18 protein-coding genes are annotated in these 20299 nt (G+C 60.5%); 9 read left to right on the forward strand and 9 right to left on the reverse strand.

Features of this window, described 5'->3' with window-relative positions; translation table 11 throughout:
* Positions 1-30: 30 nt before the first annotated feature.
* Together BV106_RS34425 and BV106_RS34430 are read left to right on the forward strand one after the other, a co-directional pair.
* The gene (locus tag BV106_RS34425) at positions 31-1293 is read left to right on the forward strand and encodes a hypothetical protein (protein WP_265596379.1); all 1263 of its coding nucleotides are present in this window, start codon (positions 31-33) and stop codon (positions 1291-1293) included.
* 138 nt (positions 1294-1431) lie between these two features.
* A complete protein-coding gene (locus BV106_RS34430) occupies positions 1432-2127 on the forward strand; it encodes an SGNH/GDSL hydrolase family protein (RefSeq protein ID WP_051946942.1) in 696 nt (231 codons plus the stop codon).
* A gap of 83 nt (positions 2128-2210) precedes the next feature.
* On the opposite strand, the gene BV106_RS34435 is transcribed toward BV106_RS34430, so the two are convergent.
* Together BV106_RS34435 and BV106_RS34440 are read right to left on the reverse strand one after the other, a co-directional pair.
* A complete protein-coding gene (locus BV106_RS34435; RefSeq protein WP_038172722.1) occupies positions 2211-2954 on the reverse strand; it encodes a hypothetical protein in 744 nt (247 codons plus the stop codon).
* A 69-nt stretch (positions 2955-3023) separates the two neighbouring features.
* Positions 3024-3626 (reverse strand): hypothetical protein, encoded by a 603-nt coding sequence (locus BV106_RS34440; RefSeq protein ID WP_265596380.1) that lies wholly within the window; start codon positions 3624-3626, stop codon positions 3024-3026.
* A gap of 146 nt (positions 3627-3772) precedes the next feature.
* On the opposite strand from BV106_RS34440, the gene BV106_RS34445 reads away from it, so the two are divergent.
* From BV106_RS34445 to BV106_RS34455, 3 genes are all read left to right on the forward strand, one after another.
* Positions 3773-6073 carry a family 16 glycoside hydrolase gene (locus BV106_RS34445; protein ID WP_063768053.1) on the forward strand — a complete coding sequence of 767 codons (2301 nt, stop codon included), beginning with the start codon at positions 3773-3775 and terminating at the stop codon, positions 6071-6073.
* A gap of 309 nt (positions 6074-6382) precedes the next feature.
* On the forward strand, positions 6383-8173 hold the full coding sequence (locus BV106_RS34450; RefSeq protein ID WP_051946944.1) for an IlvD/Edd family dehydratase: 1791 nt from the start codon (positions 6383-6385) through the stop codon (positions 8171-8173).
* Between the two features lie 92 nt (positions 8174-8265).
* On the forward strand, positions 8266-9018 hold the full coding sequence (locus BV106_RS34455; RefSeq protein WP_038172725.1) for an SDR family NAD(P)-dependent oxidoreductase: 753 nt from the start codon (positions 8266-8268) through the stop codon (positions 9016-9018).
* 216 nt (positions 9019-9234) lie between these two features.
* Here the strand turns inward: BV106_RS34455 and BV106_RS34460 are convergent, their stop codons facing one another.
* The 5 genes from BV106_RS34460 to hmpA all read right to left on the reverse strand — a co-directional run bounded on the left by BV106_RS34460 (position 9235) and on the right by hmpA (position 16361).
* Complete coding sequence (locus BV106_RS34460; protein ID WP_038172726.1) at positions 9235-10593, reverse strand: DUF1501 domain-containing protein; 1359 nt, start codon at positions 10591-10593, stop codon at positions 9235-9237.
* Positions 10594-10609: 16 nt separating this feature from the next.
* Entirely contained in the window at positions 10610-13054 is a 2445-nt protein-coding gene (locus BV106_RS34465; protein WP_038172728.1) for a PSD1 and planctomycete cytochrome C domain-containing protein, read from the reverse strand.
* Complete coding sequence (locus BV106_RS34470; RefSeq protein ID WP_038172730.1) at positions 13051-13716, reverse strand: GntR family transcriptional regulator; 666 nt, start codon at positions 13714-13716, stop codon at positions 13051-13053. The genes BV106_RS34465 and BV106_RS34470 overlap by 4 nt, the downstream gene beginning before the upstream one ends.
* Before the next feature lie 102 nt (positions 13717-13818).
* Positions 13819-15093, reverse strand: coding sequence for a hypothetical protein (locus tag BV106_RS34475; protein WP_265596381.1), 1275 nt, complete (start codon positions 15091-15093; stop codon positions 13819-13821).
* Between the two features lie 5 nt (positions 15094-15098).
* Positions 15099-16361, reverse strand: a complete 1263-nt coding sequence (hmpA, locus tag BV106_RS34480; RefSeq protein ID WP_038172732.1) for an NO-inducible flavohemoprotein — start codon at positions 16359-16361, stop codon at positions 15099-15101.
* Positions 16362-16466: 105 nt separating this feature from the next.
* Between hmpA and BV106_RS34485 the strand changes: the two genes are divergently transcribed.
* A complete protein-coding gene (locus tag BV106_RS34485; RefSeq protein ID WP_038172734.1) occupies positions 16467-16931 on the forward strand; it encodes an Rrf2 family transcriptional regulator in 465 nt (154 codons plus the stop codon).
* Here the strand turns inward: BV106_RS34485 and BV106_RS34490 are convergent.
* Positions 16924-17697, reverse strand: coding sequence for an SDR family oxidoreductase (locus tag BV106_RS34490; protein WP_038172826.1), 774 nt, complete (start codon positions 17695-17697; stop codon positions 16924-16926). The genes BV106_RS34485 and BV106_RS34490 overlap by 8 nt on opposite strands.
* Positions 17698-18052: 355 nt before the next feature.
* Between BV106_RS34490 and BV106_RS34495 the strand changes: the two genes are divergently transcribed.
* Positions 18053-18334 (forward strand): hypothetical protein, encoded by a 282-nt coding sequence (locus BV106_RS34495; protein ID WP_009964673.1) that lies wholly within the window; start codon positions 18053-18055, stop codon positions 18332-18334.
* Positions 18335-18369: 35 nt separating this feature from the next.
* Positions 18370-18639, forward strand: a complete 270-nt coding sequence (locus BV106_RS34500; protein WP_038172737.1) for a CopG family antitoxin — start codon at positions 18370-18372, stop codon at positions 18637-18639.
* Here BV106_RS34500 and BV106_RS37870 read toward each other — a convergent pair.
* Positions 18593-19462, reverse strand: a complete 870-nt coding sequence (locus BV106_RS37870; protein ID WP_265596383.1) for an ATP-grasp domain-containing protein — start codon at positions 19460-19462, stop codon at positions 18593-18595. The genes BV106_RS34500 and BV106_RS37870 overlap by 47 nt on opposite strands.
* Positions 19463-19740: 278 nt before the next feature.
* Between BV106_RS37870 and BV106_RS34505 the strand changes: the two genes are divergently transcribed.
* Positions 19741-20277: a hypothetical protein gene (locus tag BV106_RS34505; RefSeq protein WP_038172739.1), complete on the forward strand. Its 537-nt coding sequence runs from the start codon at positions 19741-19743 to the stop codon at positions 20275-20277.
* Positions 20278-20299: the final 22 nt, after the last annotated feature.

Here is a 20299-nt window from a genome sequence, read left to right on the forward strand (position 1 = left end):
TCCTTGGAGTGGAAAAGTGTTTGCCCTGCCATGAGGTCGATTCTCACCGCCATATTACTCGCCACCTTCTCGTCGCCGTCCTTCCTGTCGGCCGCCTGGCAGTGGCAGGACGCCATCGTGCCTGATCTCGGCTTCGATCTGGATCAAGCCCAAGTGGTGCGGGTGACCACCCTGGAGGACGATGGAGCGGGCAGCCTCCGCGAAGCCCTGCGCGCAAAAGGCCCCCGGATCATTGTGTTCGATGTAGCTGGCGTGATCGAATTGGACCAGAAGTCCCTGAAACTGGAGGAGTCCCAGGTGGTCATCGCCGGGCAAACGGCCCCGAGCCCAGGTGTCACCATCATCAAAGGAGGGCTGAACATCGAGGCCAGTCAGGTGCTGGTGCAGCACCTTCGCATCCGCCCTGGCGATGCCGGGATGGCCCGCAAGAGCGGTTGGGAGCCGGACGGCATCACGACCTACGGCAGTGTCACCAAGGTGTGGATCGACCATTGCTCGGCCACCTGGGGTCTGGATGAGCAGATTTCTGCCTCATCATCCGCTCCTCTGGAAGAGGCGCAGGGACATCAGATCATCATCCGCAATTGCATCATCGCCGAGGGCCTGGACAACTCCTCGCACAGCAAGGGCCCGCACTCGAAAGGAACCCTGGTGATGGATGGCACCAAGGAGGTCGCCCTGGTGGGAAACCTCTACGCCAGCAATGTGGAGCGCAACCCGGTCTTCAAGCTCAACACCTCCGGTGTGGTGGTGAACAACGTCATCGCCAATCCCGGGCAGCGGGCGATTCACGCCTCCGTTCCCGATGAAACAACCGGAGACCTCCCCAAGGCGAAAATCTCCGTGGTGGGGAATGTGGTGCTGCACGGCGACCGCAGCAAGCCGACCTCTGCCATCTTCGAGGGCATCGCCGACGGTTATTTCAAAGACAACGAAGGCTGGTTCTGGGATGGGAAACCGCTGCCCCTGCTGCGCAAGCCCTTCGACACACTGCCGGAGCCTCCCGTCTGGCCGCAGGGTTTGCAGGCTCAAAGCCCCGCCTCCACCCTCTGGCATGTCACCCGCTTCGCCGGGGCCCGCCCTGCAGAAAGGGATGCCATTGACCAACGCATCATTCGCGAGAGCCTGACCGGTGCCGGCCACATCATCGACAGCCAGGAGCAAGTCGGTGGCTACCCCCGCATCACCCCCGTGGTCAAGGCCATGGAAGTCCCTGCCACGGGACGTCGGGATTGGCTGGAGAAGCTGGCCCGTGAACTGGAGCTGGCACCGCCACCGCCGGAGACGAAGTGAAAAAAACTTCAAAGTTCAAACTTCAAAACCCAAATTGACGTGAACCTCACGGTGCAGCCTTGGATCTTGAAGTTTGTCGTTTGAAATTTGAAGTTTGTTTTTTTGAAGTTTCCCTCCGTCGCAGGCGTTTCACCACGCATGTCCGTCCGCCATCTCTCCCGCTCCACGTTCTGCGTTCTTGCCGCCCTGGCACTCACCTCCCTTGTCTCCGGTGCCGAGCCAGCGGCGACCCCAGCCAAAAAGCGAGTGCTGCTGCTGGGCGACTCCATCTCGATTGGCTACACGCCTTTCGTACAACAGTTGCTGGCGGACAAAGCCGTGGTGCTACGCCCCATGAAGAACGACAAGCCGGAGAATTGCAGCGGCACCACCGCCGGGGTGCAACACATTGACCGCTGGCTGCAGATCGATGGCGGCAAGTGGGATGTGATCCACTTCAACTGGGGCCTCCACGATCTCAAACACATGCTGCGTGATGATCCCACCAAAACGTCCGACCAGGCCAGTGATCCACCGCAGGCCACCGTGGAGGTTTACGAGAAACAACTCCGCGAGATCGTGGGCAAACTCCAGGCCACTGGCGCGAAGCTCATTTTCGCCACCACCACCTACGTACCCGAGGGCCCTCACAAGGTGTACCGGAGCAATGCCGACGTGGAGCGCTACAACACCGCAGCCCTGAAGATCATGAAGGAGAAAAACATCGCCGTGGATGACCTCTACACCGCCACCAAAGAAAACTACCAGACCTGGCAGCTCCCCGTGAACGTGCACTTCAAGCCTGAAGGATCAAAGGCGCTCGCTGAACTCGTGGTGAGAGCGATTGAGAAATGAGATGTGAAGGGTTAGGTGTTAAACGTTAGATGTTATGGGTCATACTGAGCCTCTCATAACCCATAAGATCTAACCCATAACTCCTAACGTCTCTCCCGACTCCTCTTGTCCTCCGCCTCAATCCGCTCAAACTCCTTTTTCGCAAAGGCAGAGAGTTCCTCGGTGGAGGCATTGGGCTGGGCTTCGCGTTTCACGCGGACCATTTCACGGAACTTGTCCCGGGCGGTGTCGGAGAGCGCCATGTAGCGATCACGCCCATTGTCGCCCAAGAGGGAGGAGGTGCGGAAGCGTTGCCCGTCCGACCCAGGAGGACCTCCTGGCCCACCAGGACCGCGGAAACCACCACCTGGACGGGTGTTCTTGGGCAGGAGTTGATCGTCGCTGTAGCGGACGGCGACGGTCTCCCCACCCACCATGAGCTTGATCTCCGTGCGGTTCAGCACGGTGCTGGCGTGAATCTCCGCCAGCTTCCAGCCTTGAGCATTCGGCACCTCTGAGACGACGTGACTTTCCTTGGTGGCCCGATCCAGCACCGTCGCCACGGGCTTGCCCTCCAGATAGGCGATGCCCGTGAGCACGAGCGAGTCTGACAGGTTCAGGGTCCGGGTAAAAGGCGAGTGCGCGAGCAGCGTCTCGGCTTCCTTGGGGTCAAAGGGTTGTGGCAGGTCCTTATCCACCACTGCGGCCGCCGGTGTGGCAGCATCAGAAGCATTGGTCGCGATGGCCGGGGTCGCCGCAGGTTCCGCGGCAAGAGTCGCAGCGGGGTCAATGACGGCACACACGCCCAACAGGGCTAGACCACTCCAGAAATGGGCTCGGGGCTTCATGAAACAGGACGATGAGGCAGACCTTCCCAGAATGCCCCATCGCCGCCCCCCTGTAAAGATCGTTCACCGTCAGCGTTTGGCTGGCTCCCGCAGCGGCTTGCGAAAGCCGCCCTCATCGCGCAGCAGGGATGACCAGGCCCCTCCTCCGATGTCGTAGAACAGGTTGGCCGGTTTGTTCGCCTCCAGCCATTCCTTGATGGTCTGCTGGCTGTCCTTCAAGCGCACCGCCCCGGCTTCAGGGCTCCAGAGCAGGCGGCTGACCCGCTCCTCCCCCCGTTCACACCCGTCCACATGATTCACCTTCATGGTGGTGTCCTTGAGCCGTTTCACTTGAGTCTGAAACTCCGTCGGATCAGTGAACCACAGCGCGCACACTGCGTAGAGCTTTCCCTCAGGCGTGGCCTCGTTGAGCAGCACCTTGAAAGCCTCGTCTGCCTTCGGCTCGTCCAGTAGATCGCGAAACGCAAACACCTCATTGGGGGTGATCCCGGCGATTCCCACGGTCGTGCTGGAGAAAGACGGAGCGCCCTTGAGCACCTCAAATGCGGCCTTTCCCTTGGCACTCAGCGGGGGTGGCTCTGCGCGGACGATATGGCCCACGCAGACGAACAAGACGATGATCCCGAGGCTCAAACAGCGGCGGGCGCTGGTGGATTCTAAAGGCAATTTCATTAAATCGAAGGGGGTTTTCGAGCTTCACGATCAGGGAGTCGGATTCTTGGATAAACATCGCGGGACCAAGAATTTGCCGCCTCCCGATAGCAAAGGCGCGCCCGCGACGTTCCCATGCACTCCTCACAAGGATTTTGTCATCAACCATGAAACGAACGCTCTTCATCCTTTGTGCGTCGCTGGCCGTCTCCACGGCTGGCTTCGCAGAACTCAAGCTGCCGGCCATCATCGGCAGCAACATGGTGCTCCAGCAGAAGCAGTCTGACCCCATCTGGGGCTGGGACACGCCGGGCACCAAAGTGACCGTGACCTTTGCCGGACAGACCAAGACCGCCGAGGCGGACAAAGACGGCAAGTGGCTGGTGAAGCTGGACCCCATGCCCGCCAATGCCACGCCCCAGAGCATGACCATCAAGGGCACCTCCGAGAAGGGGCTGAACAACATCCTCATCGGTGAAGTCTGGGTGTGCTCCGGCCAGTCCAACATGGGTTTCACCGTAGGGGGCTCTTGGGATGCCGACCTCGAAACTGCCACGGCCAAGTTCCCCAACATCCGTCTCATCTCCGTGCCTCAAGTGGGCACCCAGGAGATCCAGAAGGACTTCAACGGCCAGTGGGAACCCTGCTCCCCGGCCAACGTGGGCCAGTTCACCGCCGTGGGTTTCTTCTTCGGCCGCACGCTGCACCAGATGCTGGACGTGCCGATCGGCCTGATCGACAACGCCTGGGGCGGCTCTGCTGCGGAGGCTTGGGTCCGCCGTGACGTCCTGGAAAGCGACAAACGCTTTGCCAGCTTGATGGAGCGCTGGAAGCAAACCGAGGCTACCTACGACTTCGAGAAGATCAAAGCCGACTTCGCTGCCGCGAAGGCCGCTTGGCCCGCCAAGGTGGAAGAAGCCAAAAAAGCCGGCAAACCTCTGCCGCCCGAGCCCCGGGCTCCGCAGAACCAGCTCGCAGGCCAACATCGCCCCGGCAACCTCTACGCTGGCGTACTCGCTCCGACCATCGGCTACGGCATCAAGGGGGCCATCTGGTACCAGGGTGAAAGCAACGCCGGTCGCGCCTTTGAGTATCGCGATCTCTTCCCGCTCATGATTGAGCATTGGCGCAAGGAATGGAAGCAGGGGGACTTCCCCTTCTACTGGGTGCAACTGGCCGACTTCATGGCCGAGAAACCCGAACCCGGCGACAGCTCCTGGGCCGAACTTCGCGAAGCCCAGACCCTCACCCAGAAGCTCCCGAACTCCGGCCAGGCCGTCATCACCGACCTCGGCGAAGCCAACGACATTCACCCCAAGAACAAGCGCGACGTGGCCGACCGCCTCGTGCGCCTGGCACTGGCCAAGGACTATGGCGTGAAGATCCCCTACCGCAGCCCGGAATTCACCGGCGCTGAGTTCAAGGAAAACAAGGCCATCGTCACGATCAACTGCTACGGCAGCAGCCTGCGCACCGTGGATGTGAACGAGATCAAGGGCCTGGCCGTATGCGGTGAGGACAAGAAGTGGGCCTGGGCCGAGGGTAAGATCGTCGGCAAAGACAAGGTGGAAGTATGGAGCGCCAAGGTGGCCAAGCCCATCGCCGTTCGCTTTGCCTGGGCTGACAATCCGGTCTTCAATCTCTACAGCGTGGAAGGACTTCCCGTCACGCCGTTCCGCTCCGATGACTTCGAGATGGTGACCAAGCCCAAGCCTCCTGTGGTGGCTCCGGCACCTGCCCCGGCCAAGACCGATGTGGAAGTCCGCAAAGCGGAGGTCCCGGCAGCCCAGCCTGACAAGGATGGCTTCATCTCCCTCTTCGACGGCAAGACGCTGAAAGGCTGGCACGTGAGCGCCAAGTCCGGCCATAGCCGCACTTCCAAGAACGAGTCCGGCGGCAAGTGGGAGGTGGTGGATGGTGCCATCACCGGCAGCCAGGACGTCCCCGGCAACGGCGGCCTTATCCTCACGGATGAGAAGTACAGCCAGTTCGAGGTCGTACTCGAGATGAAGAACGACTTCGGTCCGGACAGCGGCCTCTTCCTGCGCAGCACGGAAGACGGCAAGTGCTACCAGGGCCTGATCGACTTCCACACCGGTGGCAGCCTCATGGGCATCTACGGTGAAGGTCTGGGCGGCAAACCCCACGTGCGCTTCTTCACCTTCGGCAAGACGGAGAGCGACATCGAGCTCAATCCTGATCGCACTCCTCAGCCAGTTGCGATGACTCCCGAACAGTGGAAAACGTTCTGGAAGGCCGGCCAGTGGAATGAGTTCAAGATGCGCATCACCGGCGGTGACAAACCCACCATCACTACCTGGATCAACGGCATGAAGATCATGGAGTGGACCGAGACCGAAGCCCGCCTGCCCGTGGCCGGCAGCATCGGCCTCCAGGTGCACGGCGGTGGCGACTTCACAAAGCAGTTCGTGCGCTACCGCAACATCCGCGTGAAGCCGCTCAAGTAAGAGATACACGATCTATCCCAACTCCCGGTGAAGGCCAAGAGCCTTCCCGGGAGTTTTTTTGTGCTTGGGAGAGAAGAAATGCAGGTTAAACCACAGAGGCACAGAGAACACAGAGACTGATTTTTTTGACAGAATTAACAGAATTGGGGTTTGAGTTTGAATCTTGATCTTTCCTTGAAGTTTGGTCTCTGACTTTTGAAGTTTTGTATTCCTCTGTGTTCTCTGTGCCTCTGTGGTTAAACCTCCACGTCCTAAAACTTTTGACGTGATTCGCTTGCGTGATTTGCCCGGATTTGCGTTGATCTCCGCATGTCCTATGACGCTCCTGAATCCATGCCGCACGGTCTCCGCAGTGAACTGTGGTTGAACAATCCGTCCAATCCAGGCATGACGGCCTTGTATGTGGAGCGTCTCGTGAACTACGGCCTGACGCGGAAAGAGCTCCAGAGCGGCCGCCCCATCATCGGCATCAGCCAGTCGGGCAGTGACATCTCCCCCTGCAACCGGGTGCACCTGGAGACCGTGGAGCGAGTGAAGGCCGGGGTGCGGGACTCAGGCGGCGTGCCCTTTGTTTTTCCCGTGCATCCCATCCAGGAGACCGTGCGCCGGCCCACGGCCGCGCTGGATCGCAATCTGGCCTACCTGGGCATGGTGGAGGTCATCCACGGCTACCCGTTCGACGGCGTGGTCTTCACCACCGGTTGCGACAAGACGACGCCAGCCGCCCTGATGGCCGCAGCGACCGTCGATCTCCCCAGCATCATGCTGAACTCCGGCCCCATGCTGGACGGCCACTACAAGGGCAGGCTGGCAGGCAGCGGGACCATCGTGTGGGAATCGCGACAGCTCTATGCGGCGGGCAAGATCGACTACGAAGAGTTCATGGAGCGCTCCTGCGCCTCCGTGCCCAGCCTGGGCCACTGCAACACCATGGGCACTGCCCTTTCCATGAACAGTCTCGCAGAAGCTCTGGGCATGACGCTGCCCGGCAGCGCCGCCATTCCCGCCCCTTATCGCGAACGCGGACAGATGGCCTATGAGACGGGGCTCCGCATCGTGAACATGGTGCGTGAAGACCTGAAACCCTCCAAGGTCATGACCCGCCAGGCATTTGAGAATGCCATCGTGGTCAACTCCGCCATTGGCGGCTCCACCAACTGCCCGCCCCACATCATTGCCATTGCCCGCCACATGGGGGTGGAGCTCAATATTCAAGACTGGCAGACGCACGGCTATGATGTGCCGCTGCTGGTGAACCTCATGCCCGCAGGCAGCTATCTGGGCGAAGCGTTCCACCGGGCTGGCGGCGTCCCGGCGGTCATCGGCGAACTGCTTCGCGCCGGCCGAATTCATGGCGAATGTCTCACGGTGAATGGCCGCACCATGCAGGACAACACCGGCGCAGTTCACGCCTCGAACCAGGATGTCATCCGCACCTATGAGGCCCCGCTCCGCCCCAATGCCGGATTCCTCGTGCTCACCGGCAATCTTTTTGACAGCGCCATCATCAAGACCAGCGTCATCGGCACCGGCTTCCGTGAACGTTATCTCTCGAACCCCGACAGTCCCAACCGGTTCGAAGGCCGGGCCGTCGTGTTTGAAGGCACCGAGGACTATCACGAGCGCATCAACGACCCCGCCCTGGAGCTCGATGAGAACAGCTTCCTGGTCATCCGCGGCAGCGGCAGCATCGGCTACCCGGGCGCCCCCGAGGTGGTGAACATGACCCCTCCGGACTACCTGGTGCGCCGCGGCATCACCGAGTTGCCTTGTATTGGCGATGGTCGCCAGAGCGGCACCAGTGCCAGCCCCAGCATCCTCAATGCCTCGCCCGAGTCCGCGGTGGGTGGCGGCCTCGCGATCCTCCAGACCGGTGACCGCATCGTCATCGATCTCAACCAGTGCCGTTGTGACGTGCAGTTGTCTGACGAGGAACTCGAAAAACGCCGCGCTGCCTGGCAACCTCCTGTGCTGGAGAACCAGACGCCGTGGCAGGAGATCCACCGACGCTGCTCCGGCCAGCTCAGCACCGGCATGTGCCTGGACTTTGCCACTTGCTACCGCAACGTCGGCGCAGCCGTGCCAAGGGACAATCACTAGCCAGTCCTTCAGGCCTCCAAGATCCCCTGTCACAAAATGCCCAGTATTGGCCCTCGCTGACAGGGGGCGCTGTGGGATCATGCCACATCCCTATGAACCAATACGATCTCTCTGGCCAGACGGCCATTGTCACCGGCAGCGCCCGCGGCATCGGCTTTGCCATCGCCAAACGGCTCTTGGAAAGTGGTGCCAATGTCTGCCTTTGGGATATGGATGGGGACGCGCTGGAGCAGGCCAAGGAGGCCTTGAATCAACCAGAAAAGGTGCACTCCACCACGGTGGATGTGACTTCTGAAACCTCTGTCGCTGCTGCCACCAAGGACACGCTGCAACGCTTCGGCGCCCTCTCCATCCTCGTGAACAATGCCGGGATCGCCGGGACCAATGCACGCACCTGGGAAATGGATCCCGCCGACTGGCGGCGGGTGGTGGACATCGACCTCACCGGCGTGTTCCTCTGCTGTCGTGCCGTAGTACCCAGCTTGCTGGCGAACGGCTACGGACGCATCGTGAACATCGCCTCCGTGGCTGGGAAAGAAGGCAACCCCAATGCCTCGCACTACAGTGCCGCCAAGGCCGGTGTCATCGCCCTGACCAAATCCCTAGGCAAAGAGCTCGCCACAGAAAACATCTGTGTGAACTGCATCACGCCAGCAGTGATCGAGACCGACATTCTCAAGCAACTCACGCCCCAGCATGTGGACTACATGCGGTCCAAGATCCCCATGAACCGCTTCGGTAAAGTGGAAGAGGCCGCCGCCATGGCGACCTGGCTCTGCTCTGCCGACTGCTCCTTCAGCACAGCGGCAACATTCGACCTCACCGGTGGCCGGGCCACGTACTAAGGTTGTCGGTGTTTGAAGTTTCGGGCCTGAAGGGCCCACCGAGCCCAGCCCAGGGGCGGAGGCCACGAAGTGGACGCAGACCCTGGGGTTGAAGCGTTTCTCTGGGTTGCGGCCTGAAGGGTCGCGCGAGAGGTACAGACAGTGGTGACGATCATTCCGCAGCGGTAGGATGTCGCCTCCTCCTTGAAGCTGCGGATATCTCTCGCGTCTCCCCCCTCACGCCAGAAGCTCACTCATCACATGCCCGTGCACATCCGTGAGGCGGAAGTCCCGCCCCGCATGACGGAACGTGAGACGCTCATGATCCATACCCAGTTGATTCAAAATCGTGGCATGAAGGTCATGCACCTCCACCGGCTTCTCCATCGGGTATTTGCCGATTTCATCGGTCGCTCCATGCACGTGCCCGCGTTTGAAACCACCACCCGCCACCCAGATGCTGAAGCAATCCCGATGATGCCCACGGCCATTCGTCCCCTCGCGCCCCGGGGTGCGGCCAAACTCCGTGGCCCAGAGCACGATCGTATCGTCCAGCATCCCCCGCTGTTTGAGATCCGTGATCAGCGCCGCCGTGGGCTGGTCCACATTGTAGGCCAGCTCCGCGTGATCCTTCATCTCCCCGTGTGAATCCCAGTTCGGGCGGGATCCGGTGTCGATGAGTTCAATGAAACGCACACCGCGTTCTGCCAGCCGCCGGGCCACCAGACACTGCCAGCCGAAATCCGCACCCGGTCCCTTCACCTTGCGATCCAGGCCGTACAGAGCCCGGATGTGAGCGGGCTCCTTGCTCAGGTCAAAGGCCTCCGGCGCTGCCTGCTGCATTTGGAAGGCGGTCTCGAATGACTTGATGCGCGCCGCCAGCGCAGTGTCATGCGAGCGGCTGGCAAAATGCCGCTGATTCAGGCGGTCCGCCAAGTCCAGCTCCAGAGGCTGTAGATCTCGACCGGCCGCGGGCGAACGCAGATTCGCAATCGGATTATCACCCGGAATGACCCGCGTCCCCTGATGGCAGGCGGGCAGGAAATCACTGCCGTAGACCTGCGTCCCCCCATACGGCAGATGCGGGGCGATGACGATGTAGCTGGGCAGATTCTGGTTGAACGTCCCCAGCCCATAGCTCACCCACGAGCCCATACTGGGCCGGGCGAAGGTGGGTGACCCCGTGTGCATTCCCAGCGTGGCCTCCGAGTGGTCAAAGTGCGACGCCTTCATCGACCGGATCAGGCAGATCTCATCCATGACATTGCGCACATGGGGAAAGATGTCGCTCACCTCGATGCCGCAGTTTGCGTTATAACCTGAACCAAAGATGTTCCCCATCAAATTGTCCGGACCGGAGCCGTCCCGTCCCTTCTTGATGGACTTGGGATCAAAGGTGTCGATATGCGACACCCCGCCCGTGGCATAGATGAAGATGATGCGCTTGGCCCTGGCCTCAGTATGCGAGCGGTGGGGAGCCATCGGGTCCTGGCCGTCATCAGCACCCAGCAGTTCAGACAGCATGCCCGGACCCAGCAGGGAGCTGCAAAGGAGGGAGCGCAAAAACGCGCGACGGGGTTGTTGGAACGCATTCATGGTCACTCTGGGGCGGTCAGTCGAGGTACAGAAATTCATTGAGCCGGAACAGGCTGCGCAGGAGGCTGGACCAGGCCTTGGTCTCGGCCTGCTCACTGTCCCCAAGGGCCTGGCGTACGGAGACCAGATGATCCTGAAGCATCTGGGCTTCAGTTTCGTCAGGTTCGCGGGCAAACAAACTGGTGTAAAGCTGGCGCAGACGGGTCTCTTCCGATCCACTTTTCTCTTCCAACAGGGCTTTGGCCAGCCGGTCGGCCTGTTCATGAACGAACTTGTCATTCACAAAGAAGAGAGCCTGCAATGCCGTCACCGAACGATCCCGCGTGCTGGTGCAGACGTTCGGATCCGCTCCGTCAAAAGTCTGCAGATAGGGCTTGGCGGTGAGCCTCTTGGTCATTTGGTACACGCTCCGCTTGCTGTTGGGGTAGTCGCCCTTGAAAGGATGGTGCTGGGTGAAGTCCCAGTTCGAGGTCGGCGGCATCGCGTAGGGTTGGGTCTGGGGGGCCAGATCCAATCCACCACTGACAAACAGGAGTGTGTCACGAAGCGACTCCGCATCCAGACGCTGTCGCCCGAACTTCCAGTACAAGCGGTTGCCGGGGTCACTCCCCACATTGTCCTCCGTGTCCTGGCTGGAGAGCTGGTACGCCCGCGAGGTCATGATGAGCCGGTGCAGTTGTTTCATGGACCAACCGCTGCGCATGAACTCCGCCGCCAGCCAGTCCAGCAGTTCCGGATGGGTGGGGGCCTCTCCACGCAGGCCAAAGTCGCTGGTGCTGGGAACGAGCCCGGTGCCGAAGTGACGCTGCCAGATGCGGTTGACGATGACCCGGGCCGTCAACGGATTCCGCTCGTCTGTCACCCACTGGGCCAGTTGCAACCTGCCACTGCCCGCCTGGGTCTCCTCCGGAAGCGCCGCGCCCCCCAGAATCTCCAGGAACTTCCGTGGCACCTCCGCCCCCAAGCGGTCCGGCTCCCCCTTGATCTGGATGCGGGCATTCTGCGGTTTCCCATCCTGCACGGCATAGGCGGCAGGCAGCACCGGCAGTTGTTTCAAATAATCCGCGAAAGCCTCGCCAGCTTTTCGAGCCTGGAACAGGAGCCCGTCCAGCTCCCCTTTCTTCCGGCGCTGCTCCTGCAGCGTACGCTCCTTTTCCAGCGCGGCGTTCTCGATCTTCATCTTCTCACACCGGTCCAGCAGAGTCTCCATCTCCGCTCTCAGCCGATCCGCTTCTTCTTGATAGGGGGCCATGGATTCCGCCGCCTCCAGTTCCGGGATCAACGGCACAAAATCCCGCTGCGCCTTGAAAAGCTCCAGGCCTGGGAAAGGGTAGCGAGTGCTCGCGAAGATGCCGTACAGTCCATAGTAATCCCGCGTGGAAACGGGATCGAACTTGTGGTCATGGCAGCGGGCGCAGCTCAGGGTGAGCCCCAGCATGGTGCGCCCCATGTTGTCGATCGTGTCCTCGATGGTGAGATGCCATGGATAACGTTCCACCAGCGAGCCAAACCGCCGCGCCATCGCCAGGTATCCGGTGGCGATGTTCAGACGGTTGCGCTCCTCTTGATTCCCCGCAGGCAGCAGGTCACCGGCGATCTGCTCGGTGATGAACCGGTTGTACGGCACATCCGAGTTCAAGGAATCAATAATATACTGGCGGTACAGATAGGCCTGCGGGACGGGGTAGTCGGAGTTGTCCCCGGCCGTGTCCGCATAGCGCACCCAGTCCATCCAGTGTCGGCCCCAGCGCTCGCCATACCGCGGGCTTTCCAGCAGGCGATCCACCAGGGCTGCCATCGCGGCCTCTTTTCCCTCTGGCCGAGAGAAGGCCTGAACAAAGTACTCCACCTCTGCCGCGGTGGGAGGCAACCCAGTGAGATCATAGGTGGCACGTCGGATCAATGTCCGGGCATCCGCATCGGGCGAAGCTTCCAGACCTGCTCCCTCACGTCGCGACTGCAAGAACCGGTCCAGCGGCGTCCGCGGCCAGCTCTGGTCCTTCACCTCAGGCACCGAAGGGTTCGACAAGGGCTGGAAGGACCAGTGCTTGCTGGCGGCCACTTTGGCCGGGTCCGCAGCAGCCGGACTGTCCGGCCAGGTGGCTCCTGCTGAAATCCAGGTACGGAGCACCTCCACTTCCTGCGAGGTCAGCCGCTCTCCTTTCGGCGGCATCTGCTCATCCTTGTGCGTGGACGACACCCGCTTGAGCAAGGCACTTTCCTCGACCTTGCCCGGAACGATGGCATGGGCACCCGAGTCGGCTTGAGCAAAGGCCCCTTGCTTGTGATCGTAACGCAACCCCCCATTGCTCTCGTCCGGCCCATGGCACTTCAAGCAATGACGCTGCAGGATGGGCTGGACATCCCGCGCGAAGTCCACCTCAGCTGCGGCATGCACCAGACTCTGGCTCAGCAACAGAGCCATCGGCAGCAGCCCCCAGATCTGGATCCGACTGATCATCTCCGGGAGAATCGTTCGGGGTTCAGGATTCGGCGCTTGCCCGCTTCAAGATGGGCCGTCATGAGGTCCGCAGCCAACAGCCCATTCCCCGCGCAAACCGCCTCCACAATCCCGACGTGCTCCTCAAAGCTTTCCGCCGGACGGGTACGGTCCGTATCAGTGACCCGGAGGATCACCTGATGAATCTTGTCGCGCAGCCGTTCCATGGTCGAGATGATCTCCCGATTGTTGAGGAACGAGCATAGCAGGTAGTGCATCTGCTCGTCGAGGTGCATGAGCCTGACGAGATCATCGGCTTCCAGAGCAGCTCTTTGTTGCACGATATTTTCCCGCAGCTTCGCCTCTTGCTCGGCGGAAAGCTTGCCCGCCATCCGGCGCACCACCCAGGCCTCGATGGCCTCCCGCAGCTCGTAGTGGTCCACAATATCATCCACGCTCATCCCTTTGACCACAATGCCCTGCTGTGCAGAGATGGTGACGAATCCCTCTGACTCCAATCGCTCCAGCGCCACATGGATGGGTGTCTTGCTCATGCCAAACTGAACCGCAAGCTGCCGCTCAGAGAGGAAGGTGCCGGGAGGAAATTCCCCCGTCACGATGAGGCGGCGGAGCTCCGCATAAGCACGTGACTGGAGCCGGGTAGGTGGAGCTGGTTCAGACATGGCAGGGAGGCAAAAATCGCACTGGAATCCAACTGGTATGCCAGTTGATACGAGGTTTGCCCAGCCATCTTTCTGGTCCTTCCCGAGGAATCGCAAAAAAATCTACGGCGTGTCACCCGGGCTCGGGAGGCCCAGTGTCTCGCCCAGAATCAGACGCAACTGCGCCCGGTCGGCATTGGTCAGCCAATCGGTGTCGGCATCGGCCGTGTCTTTCAGCCTGAATGCCAGCCGCTGGAGCAGCACCTTTTTGAATTCACCCGGCAGCGCGTTGAAGCTGGCCGAGTAAACCATGTAGCTGCAACGATGTTTGAAAAGACGCGTCCGCAGATCGAAGTCCCGCAGTGAACTGCCATCCGCTGCCACTCGACGGGACTTGAGAAAGGCCTCCTGGAAGGCGGCGCTCCCCTGCACACCGCCACCGGTCAGTTCATGCTCCTCGGTAAACAGCAGCTTCGCCACGAGTCGGTCGGCATGCTTCTGGAGGAGCCTTCTTCCCGTGGTTTCAGGCAGCGGCGACTCTGCGCCCGGGGTAATCCGCTCCAAGATGGTGCGGGCGGCCCGGGCCGTCTCGGTAAGGGCGTTCTGCGTGCTGTACTGGTGCTCCAGCACCATGAGCGCAACGATGTCGCTGGTATCGGTGAGATAAGTCGCCCTGGGCAGCAGGGAGGTCAGTGTCTCCGCCAGCGCAATCGGAAAGCGGCGTTTCCCGTCGATCAAATTTCCCAAATGGGCTTCCCTGCCCGAGCTGCCAGTCACATACCAGCCACCCCACCGCTCGCTGAGCGGGCTGTTCTCCGTGATGGAGAAGTTCACACTGCCGGTCAGAGGCTGCCCCTCGGCATCCACGCGCACGGACTGAACCTGCAAGGCAGCTCCGCCATGGCAGCTGAAGCAATCCTTGCCCACCTGGAAAACGGGTCCCTTCTCCAGCCCGGCCACCGATCGCTGCAGCAGGTAATACTTTGGTCCTTCCACTGGGTGCACCCCAATGAGTTCCAGTGCCCCTCCCCTGACCCAGCCCACGTAGCATTCGTCATTGTAGTAGATCGCACGCGGCTGGTGAGGAGAGATAAGATCCCGCTGCAGGCTGGTCTTGGAAAACACCAGCACCTGCGAGGCCACGGGCACGTCCAGCTCCCGGAGCACGCTCTTCAGAAAGGCGGACTCCGAGCTGACATCCAGCTGGACCTGGCCCTCCGCCACCTGCTCCCACAGACGGCGGACCGGATCCGACTGGCCTGGCACATTCCTCGAACTCACCTCCCCTTCAGCAGCCTGACTGATAAAGCCCGTGGCGGTGATGATGAACATTATCATCACCAGCCAGGCGACCCGACCACCAGACCGCCGCTGAAGCAGATGGGAAGATGAGGACACTCGACTCATACCGGGCAGACCGCGGACTCCGCGCGTGGGCGTTCCAGATCCTGACGAGGACCAAAGAACTCAAACCGGGCCTGGGAGGCGGGGATACCCCAAGCGAGAAGCTGGTGGTAGATGTCGATCATGAAGGGCTTGGGTCCGCAGAAATAGTAGTCCGCGTCCCGGCCCGGCACCAGTGATTCAATGAGGGCTGCGTCAATACGCCCTTCACTGGCATGGTCCCGCTGCATACGCTGGCGGTCCATCTCCGTGGGGGCGTCGTAACGATGGTGCACCACCAAATTCGGATGATCCTTGGCCAGCACATTCAGCTTCTGCCGGAAGGCATGGTGACGGCTGTTCAGGCATCCATGCAGGAAGAAGATCGGGCGGTCCGGAGTGGCCTCCAGTGCACTGAGCAGCATGCTCATCACCGGAGTGATGCCCACCCCGGCGGAGAGCAGCACCAGCGGCCGGACATGTTTCTCCGTGACATCCAGGAAGAACTCGCCACAGGGCGGCCCCACCTCCAGGCGATCTCCCACACGCACATGATCATGCAGGTAGGAGGAAACAAAACCATCCGGCGTTCCCTGGGAGCCGGCGGCCTCCCGTTTCACGCTGATGCGATACCAGGACTGGCCCGGCTTGTCTGAGAGGCTGTAGTTCCGCATGGTGGTGTGTCCACACGGGCTGGGCAGGCGCAGCGTGATGTACTGCCCGGGCTTGAAGTTCGGGACGTTGCTACCATCCACTGTTTCCAGATAGAAAGAGGTGATCTGCTCGCTCTCCTGCTCCTTGCGCGTGACGAAGAAGGACTTGAAGCCTTCCCAGCCATTCGGAGCCTCCCGATGCTCCCGGTAAATCTGGCTCTCCCGGCCGATGAGGATGTCGGCGAGAAACTGGTAGGCTTCGGCCCAAGCGTTGACGATGTCATCTGTGGCCGCACTGCCGAGCACCTCCCGGATCGAGGCGAGCAAGTTCGCTCCCACAATAGGATAGTGCTCTGCCTTGATCTGGAGCGAGGCATGCTTCTGGGCGATCAGTTCCACCGCACCTCCCAGCACCTCCAGGTTGTCGATGTTGGCCGCGTAGGCGCAGATGGCGGCCGCCAGAGCTTTCTGCTGGGAGCCGCTGGTCTGATTGGCCCGGTTAAAAAACGGGGCGACCTCCGGGTTGTGGCGGAACATGCGCTCATAGAAGTGGCGGGTGAGCAGTTCTCCATACTGCTCAAGGACGGGAGCGGTGGCTTTGACGATGGCGATGGTTTGTGGGCTTAGCATGGCAGTGATTTCAGGTTGGTCTAAAATAGGTACAATAAATACCTATTTAAAAGGGTAATTATTGCGCCTATTTTGCGATCCTCGGTCAATTCGAAGCTCTCGTACGTGCAGCTCACCTACCACACGGACTACGCCCTACGGCTCCTGATCTACCTTCTCTCACACCCGGACAGGACTGTCAGCACCCGGGAGATGGCAGAGTTCTACGGCGTGTCTTTGAACCATCTCGTGAAGGTCGCCAAGTCCCTGACTCGGGGTGGCTGGCTCATCTCCAGCCGCGGGGTCGGTGGAGGGGTCATGCTGGCCAAGCATACCCCGGACACCAAGGTGGGCGACATCGTCCGCTACACGGAGAACACGGACATCGTGGAGTGCTTCCAGCCCAAGACCAACACCTGCCCCATTCACCGGAACTGCGACTTGAAGCCGATCCTGTTTCAGGCCCGCCGGGCCTTCTTCGACGTGCTGGACTCCTTCACGGTACGCGATCTGGCCCGCCACCCGAATGAGTTGCTGGCCCTCACCCGTGCCGTGAAACACGGGAAGCCGAAGTCCCGACGATCTACCTGAGGTAGAGAGTGCCTCCATCCACGGGATAGGCCACGCCCGTGATGAAGCTGGCCTCGTCGCTGCAAAGGAAGACCGCTGCAGCGGCTACCTCCTCTGGTGTGCCCATGCGACCAATTGGCTGGGTCTTAGAGAGCTTCTCGAACATCTCCGCCTGACGGTCGGGGTAGTTCTTGGCAATGAAGCCGTCCACGAACGGGGTGTGAATCCGCCCCGGGCAGATGGCATTGCAGCGGATGCCTTGCTTCATGTAGTCCTGTGCCACCGAGTAGGTCATGGCCAAGACCGCGCCCTTGCTCATGCTGTAGGCAAACCGGTCGCCGATGCCCATTTGCCCCGCAATAGAGGCCATGTTCAGAATGACCCCGCCCCCCTGCTTTGCCATGATCTCCACCGCAGGCTTTAGGCAGTTGGCCACGCCTTTCACATTCACGCGGTAGATGCGGTCGAGGTCCGCCTCAGCGGTGGTCAGCACGTTTCCAACGTGCGCTATACCCGCATTGTTGACCAGAATGTCCACCCTCCCCCATCTGGCGGCCACACCTTGGATGACTTGCGCCGTGGACGCCGCATCCGAGATATCGCAGGATGAGGATCCCGCCTGCCCGCCTTCTTGAATGACCGCCTCTGCCACCCGACTGGCCGCCGCTTCATCAAGGTCCAAGATTTCAACCGTCGCGCCCTGTCGGGCAAACGCCCGCACGATCGCCTCACCAATGCCTGACCCGCCGCCGGTGATCACCGCGGTTTTTCCATGCAGGGAAAACATGCTCATGGCCGCAGCCTAGCGATGGCCATGAGGTGCTCAAGATCGGAATGGTCCACTGACACAGAACCACTTCCATACGTCACTTTAGTATCGCGCTCCCCGCCCAGAAACTAAGGGGCGAGCACGATCCACAGCTCGGAGAGTTTCTTAGCACGCATCCACCAAACATCTCACCCATGACCGATTCGTCCTATTCTGTCCGTATTTCACCGGCAATCACCTCCCCTATCCACCTCAGGTTGATATGTTTCCGGCAGTATTTGCCTGTCCGTCAAGAATAGAACTTGCCCCATCTGCCATCTAGGGTGATGGATGCGCGCACCAGAGTCCCCTTCGACCTTCGCCTTGAAACTTCATGGAGTTTGACTGGATAGACGTCCCTTTCGACCTGACCACGCTGCCTCCCAAGGATATCGAGGAGTCTTTTGAAGACCCTTTTGCCCTCAAGCTGCTGCCCGATGGTGAGAGCGAAGATGTCAGAGCAGCTCGCTACTTCTCCCTTGGCAAGTCTCTTTCCGGCCGGGGCATATTCAGCGTCTTCTGGACGGACGGAAAACGCTACCGCGTGATTCTTTCCCGTCCGATGAGTCCTGAAGAAGAGCACTTCTACGAACGCAAGAAATCCGAAGATCTCTAGTCCTCCCTCCCCCGGCATCCCAGAACTCCCCCCACATGAAATTGATCCGCACCTGGAGTGAAATGCCTCATTTTGAAAATGAGGAGGAGGAAGCCAAGTTCTGGATGACGCACCAGCTGGATGCCCGGCTGATGCAGACCTCCATGCACCGTCCAGATGTGCGTGAGTCCACCACGATCACCCTGCGGTTCGATCCCCGCATGCTCTCCCGCATCAAGCGCATCGCGCGCCGGCGGTATCTGAACTACCAGAGCATGATCAAGCAGTGGTTGAGCGAGCGGATGGAGCAGGAATTGAAGGATTGATTTGCCGCAGCCTCTCCTGCACTCGCGGCGAGGTCCAACTCATCAAGTCCTCTGTAGCGCTGGCAAGAGGCACCATGGATTCAGCCAAGCTATCCAGCACCGCTGCGACATCACATCCGTAGAGGCCAGCGCCCCAACAGGGGTTGCCTTCCACCACGGCCCATCCGACCTCCCTCGTGATCCCCACATCCAGGACGAAAGCTGGCGGCAACATCACCTCAGAATCCGCCAACAGGCTCTCAGCAAAGGCCAAAGCCTCCTCGGCCTCACCGGGAAGAAATGGCCAACTGCCGTCAGCGGACTGCGCAAGCTCTCCCCTTCTCCAGTAAGGGCTCAGCGAGGCAAGTTTACGATCACGCACAAAGCATCGCACTTCGAGTTCCCAAGTGACGGGTTCGCTGCACAACACCGGGAGAGACTCGTCAAAGGTTCCTATCTCAGGAAGATCCGCTGGTGACCGATAAACCTTGGCTTCAAAGGACTTCCCCTCCGCAGGCTTCACGAACAGAGGCCCGCCAAGACCTCTCGTCCTCCCCAATGTAGAAACCTGTACCCGACGCTTGCGATAACGTTCAGGGAGCTTTTCAAGCCAGTCCGGAGGAGGTTCCACCAGAACGCAATCCAGTTGATCTGCCACCGCCTCGGCAAACAGCGGTTCGGCATACACGATGAAACGCTTTGGTTGTTCCTTGAACTCCGAAGGAATCCGCCAACTTGAGAGCCGCTGCACTTCCCAGCCGCGACGCACGCACTCACGCCAGACGGTCACCGAGTCGGGAGTGACTCGCGGTGCCAGCAAGACGACCGGTGGAAAAAGGGACATGGTGGGGAAACTAGCATCGAATTGCATGGAATTCAAAGGCGGGGCATCTGCGGGGCAAGCAGCAGGTTACGCTGGGCGGCAGGGCAGTTTCTGCTTCTCCATGGATCAGCGAAGCAGGCTGAAGCGTGTACTACGAACCGCTTCGAGCTTCCTCCCACACTCGGGCGAGCTTGCCAATGCTCGCTCTAAGCGAACCCGCGCGAGCCGCAGACAAACACGTGGCACAAAATCTTTTTTCTACACTTGGTTTTCACGTATCCTCTTGCACACCCTCACCCATGAGCGCCACCTTCCTCTGCCGCCCTTGCCGCAAGACTTATTCCGCCGATGAAATGCAAGGTCGGCGCGCCTGCCCCAAATGCAGAGGCCCGCTGGTGAGTCAGCAACAGCTGGATGGCTACAAGGCGGATACTCAAGCAAGCTTGAGCCGGCTGAAGCACCAGTCCTCGTCCACCCTGGCTGGCGGTGCGCTCCTTGCCATGGGCATCCAGACGGTCATCAACATCATCAAACACGACCCTGATTTTAGCGCGCTCACCTTCATGGTGTTTGTGGGCGGCATCCTGGGCCTGGTGACCGCCGGCCTCTGGTGGTACACCTCCCGGCCTTCCTTGATGCTCGTGGCCTCCCTGGTGTTTCAAGTCACGTCATTCGTCTATTTCTTCTCCGTTTTTGCCGCTTCCGGCACCCTGGATATCCTGGAATCGAAGTGGGGAGTACGGATAACCTTCGCTGTGGCACTCGCCCCCTTCTGCATCGCCCTGTTCGCCTGGCATCAGTACCGGAGTTACTTGAGAATACTGAAGCCGCGGTGACGGCTTTGCGTTGGGGAAGCGG

It is taken from the genome of Verrucomicrobium sp. BvORR106 (assembly GCF_000739655.1).
Taxonomy (GTDB): domain Bacteria; phylum Verrucomicrobiota; class Verrucomicrobiia; order Verrucomicrobiales; family Verrucomicrobiaceae; genus Verrucomicrobium.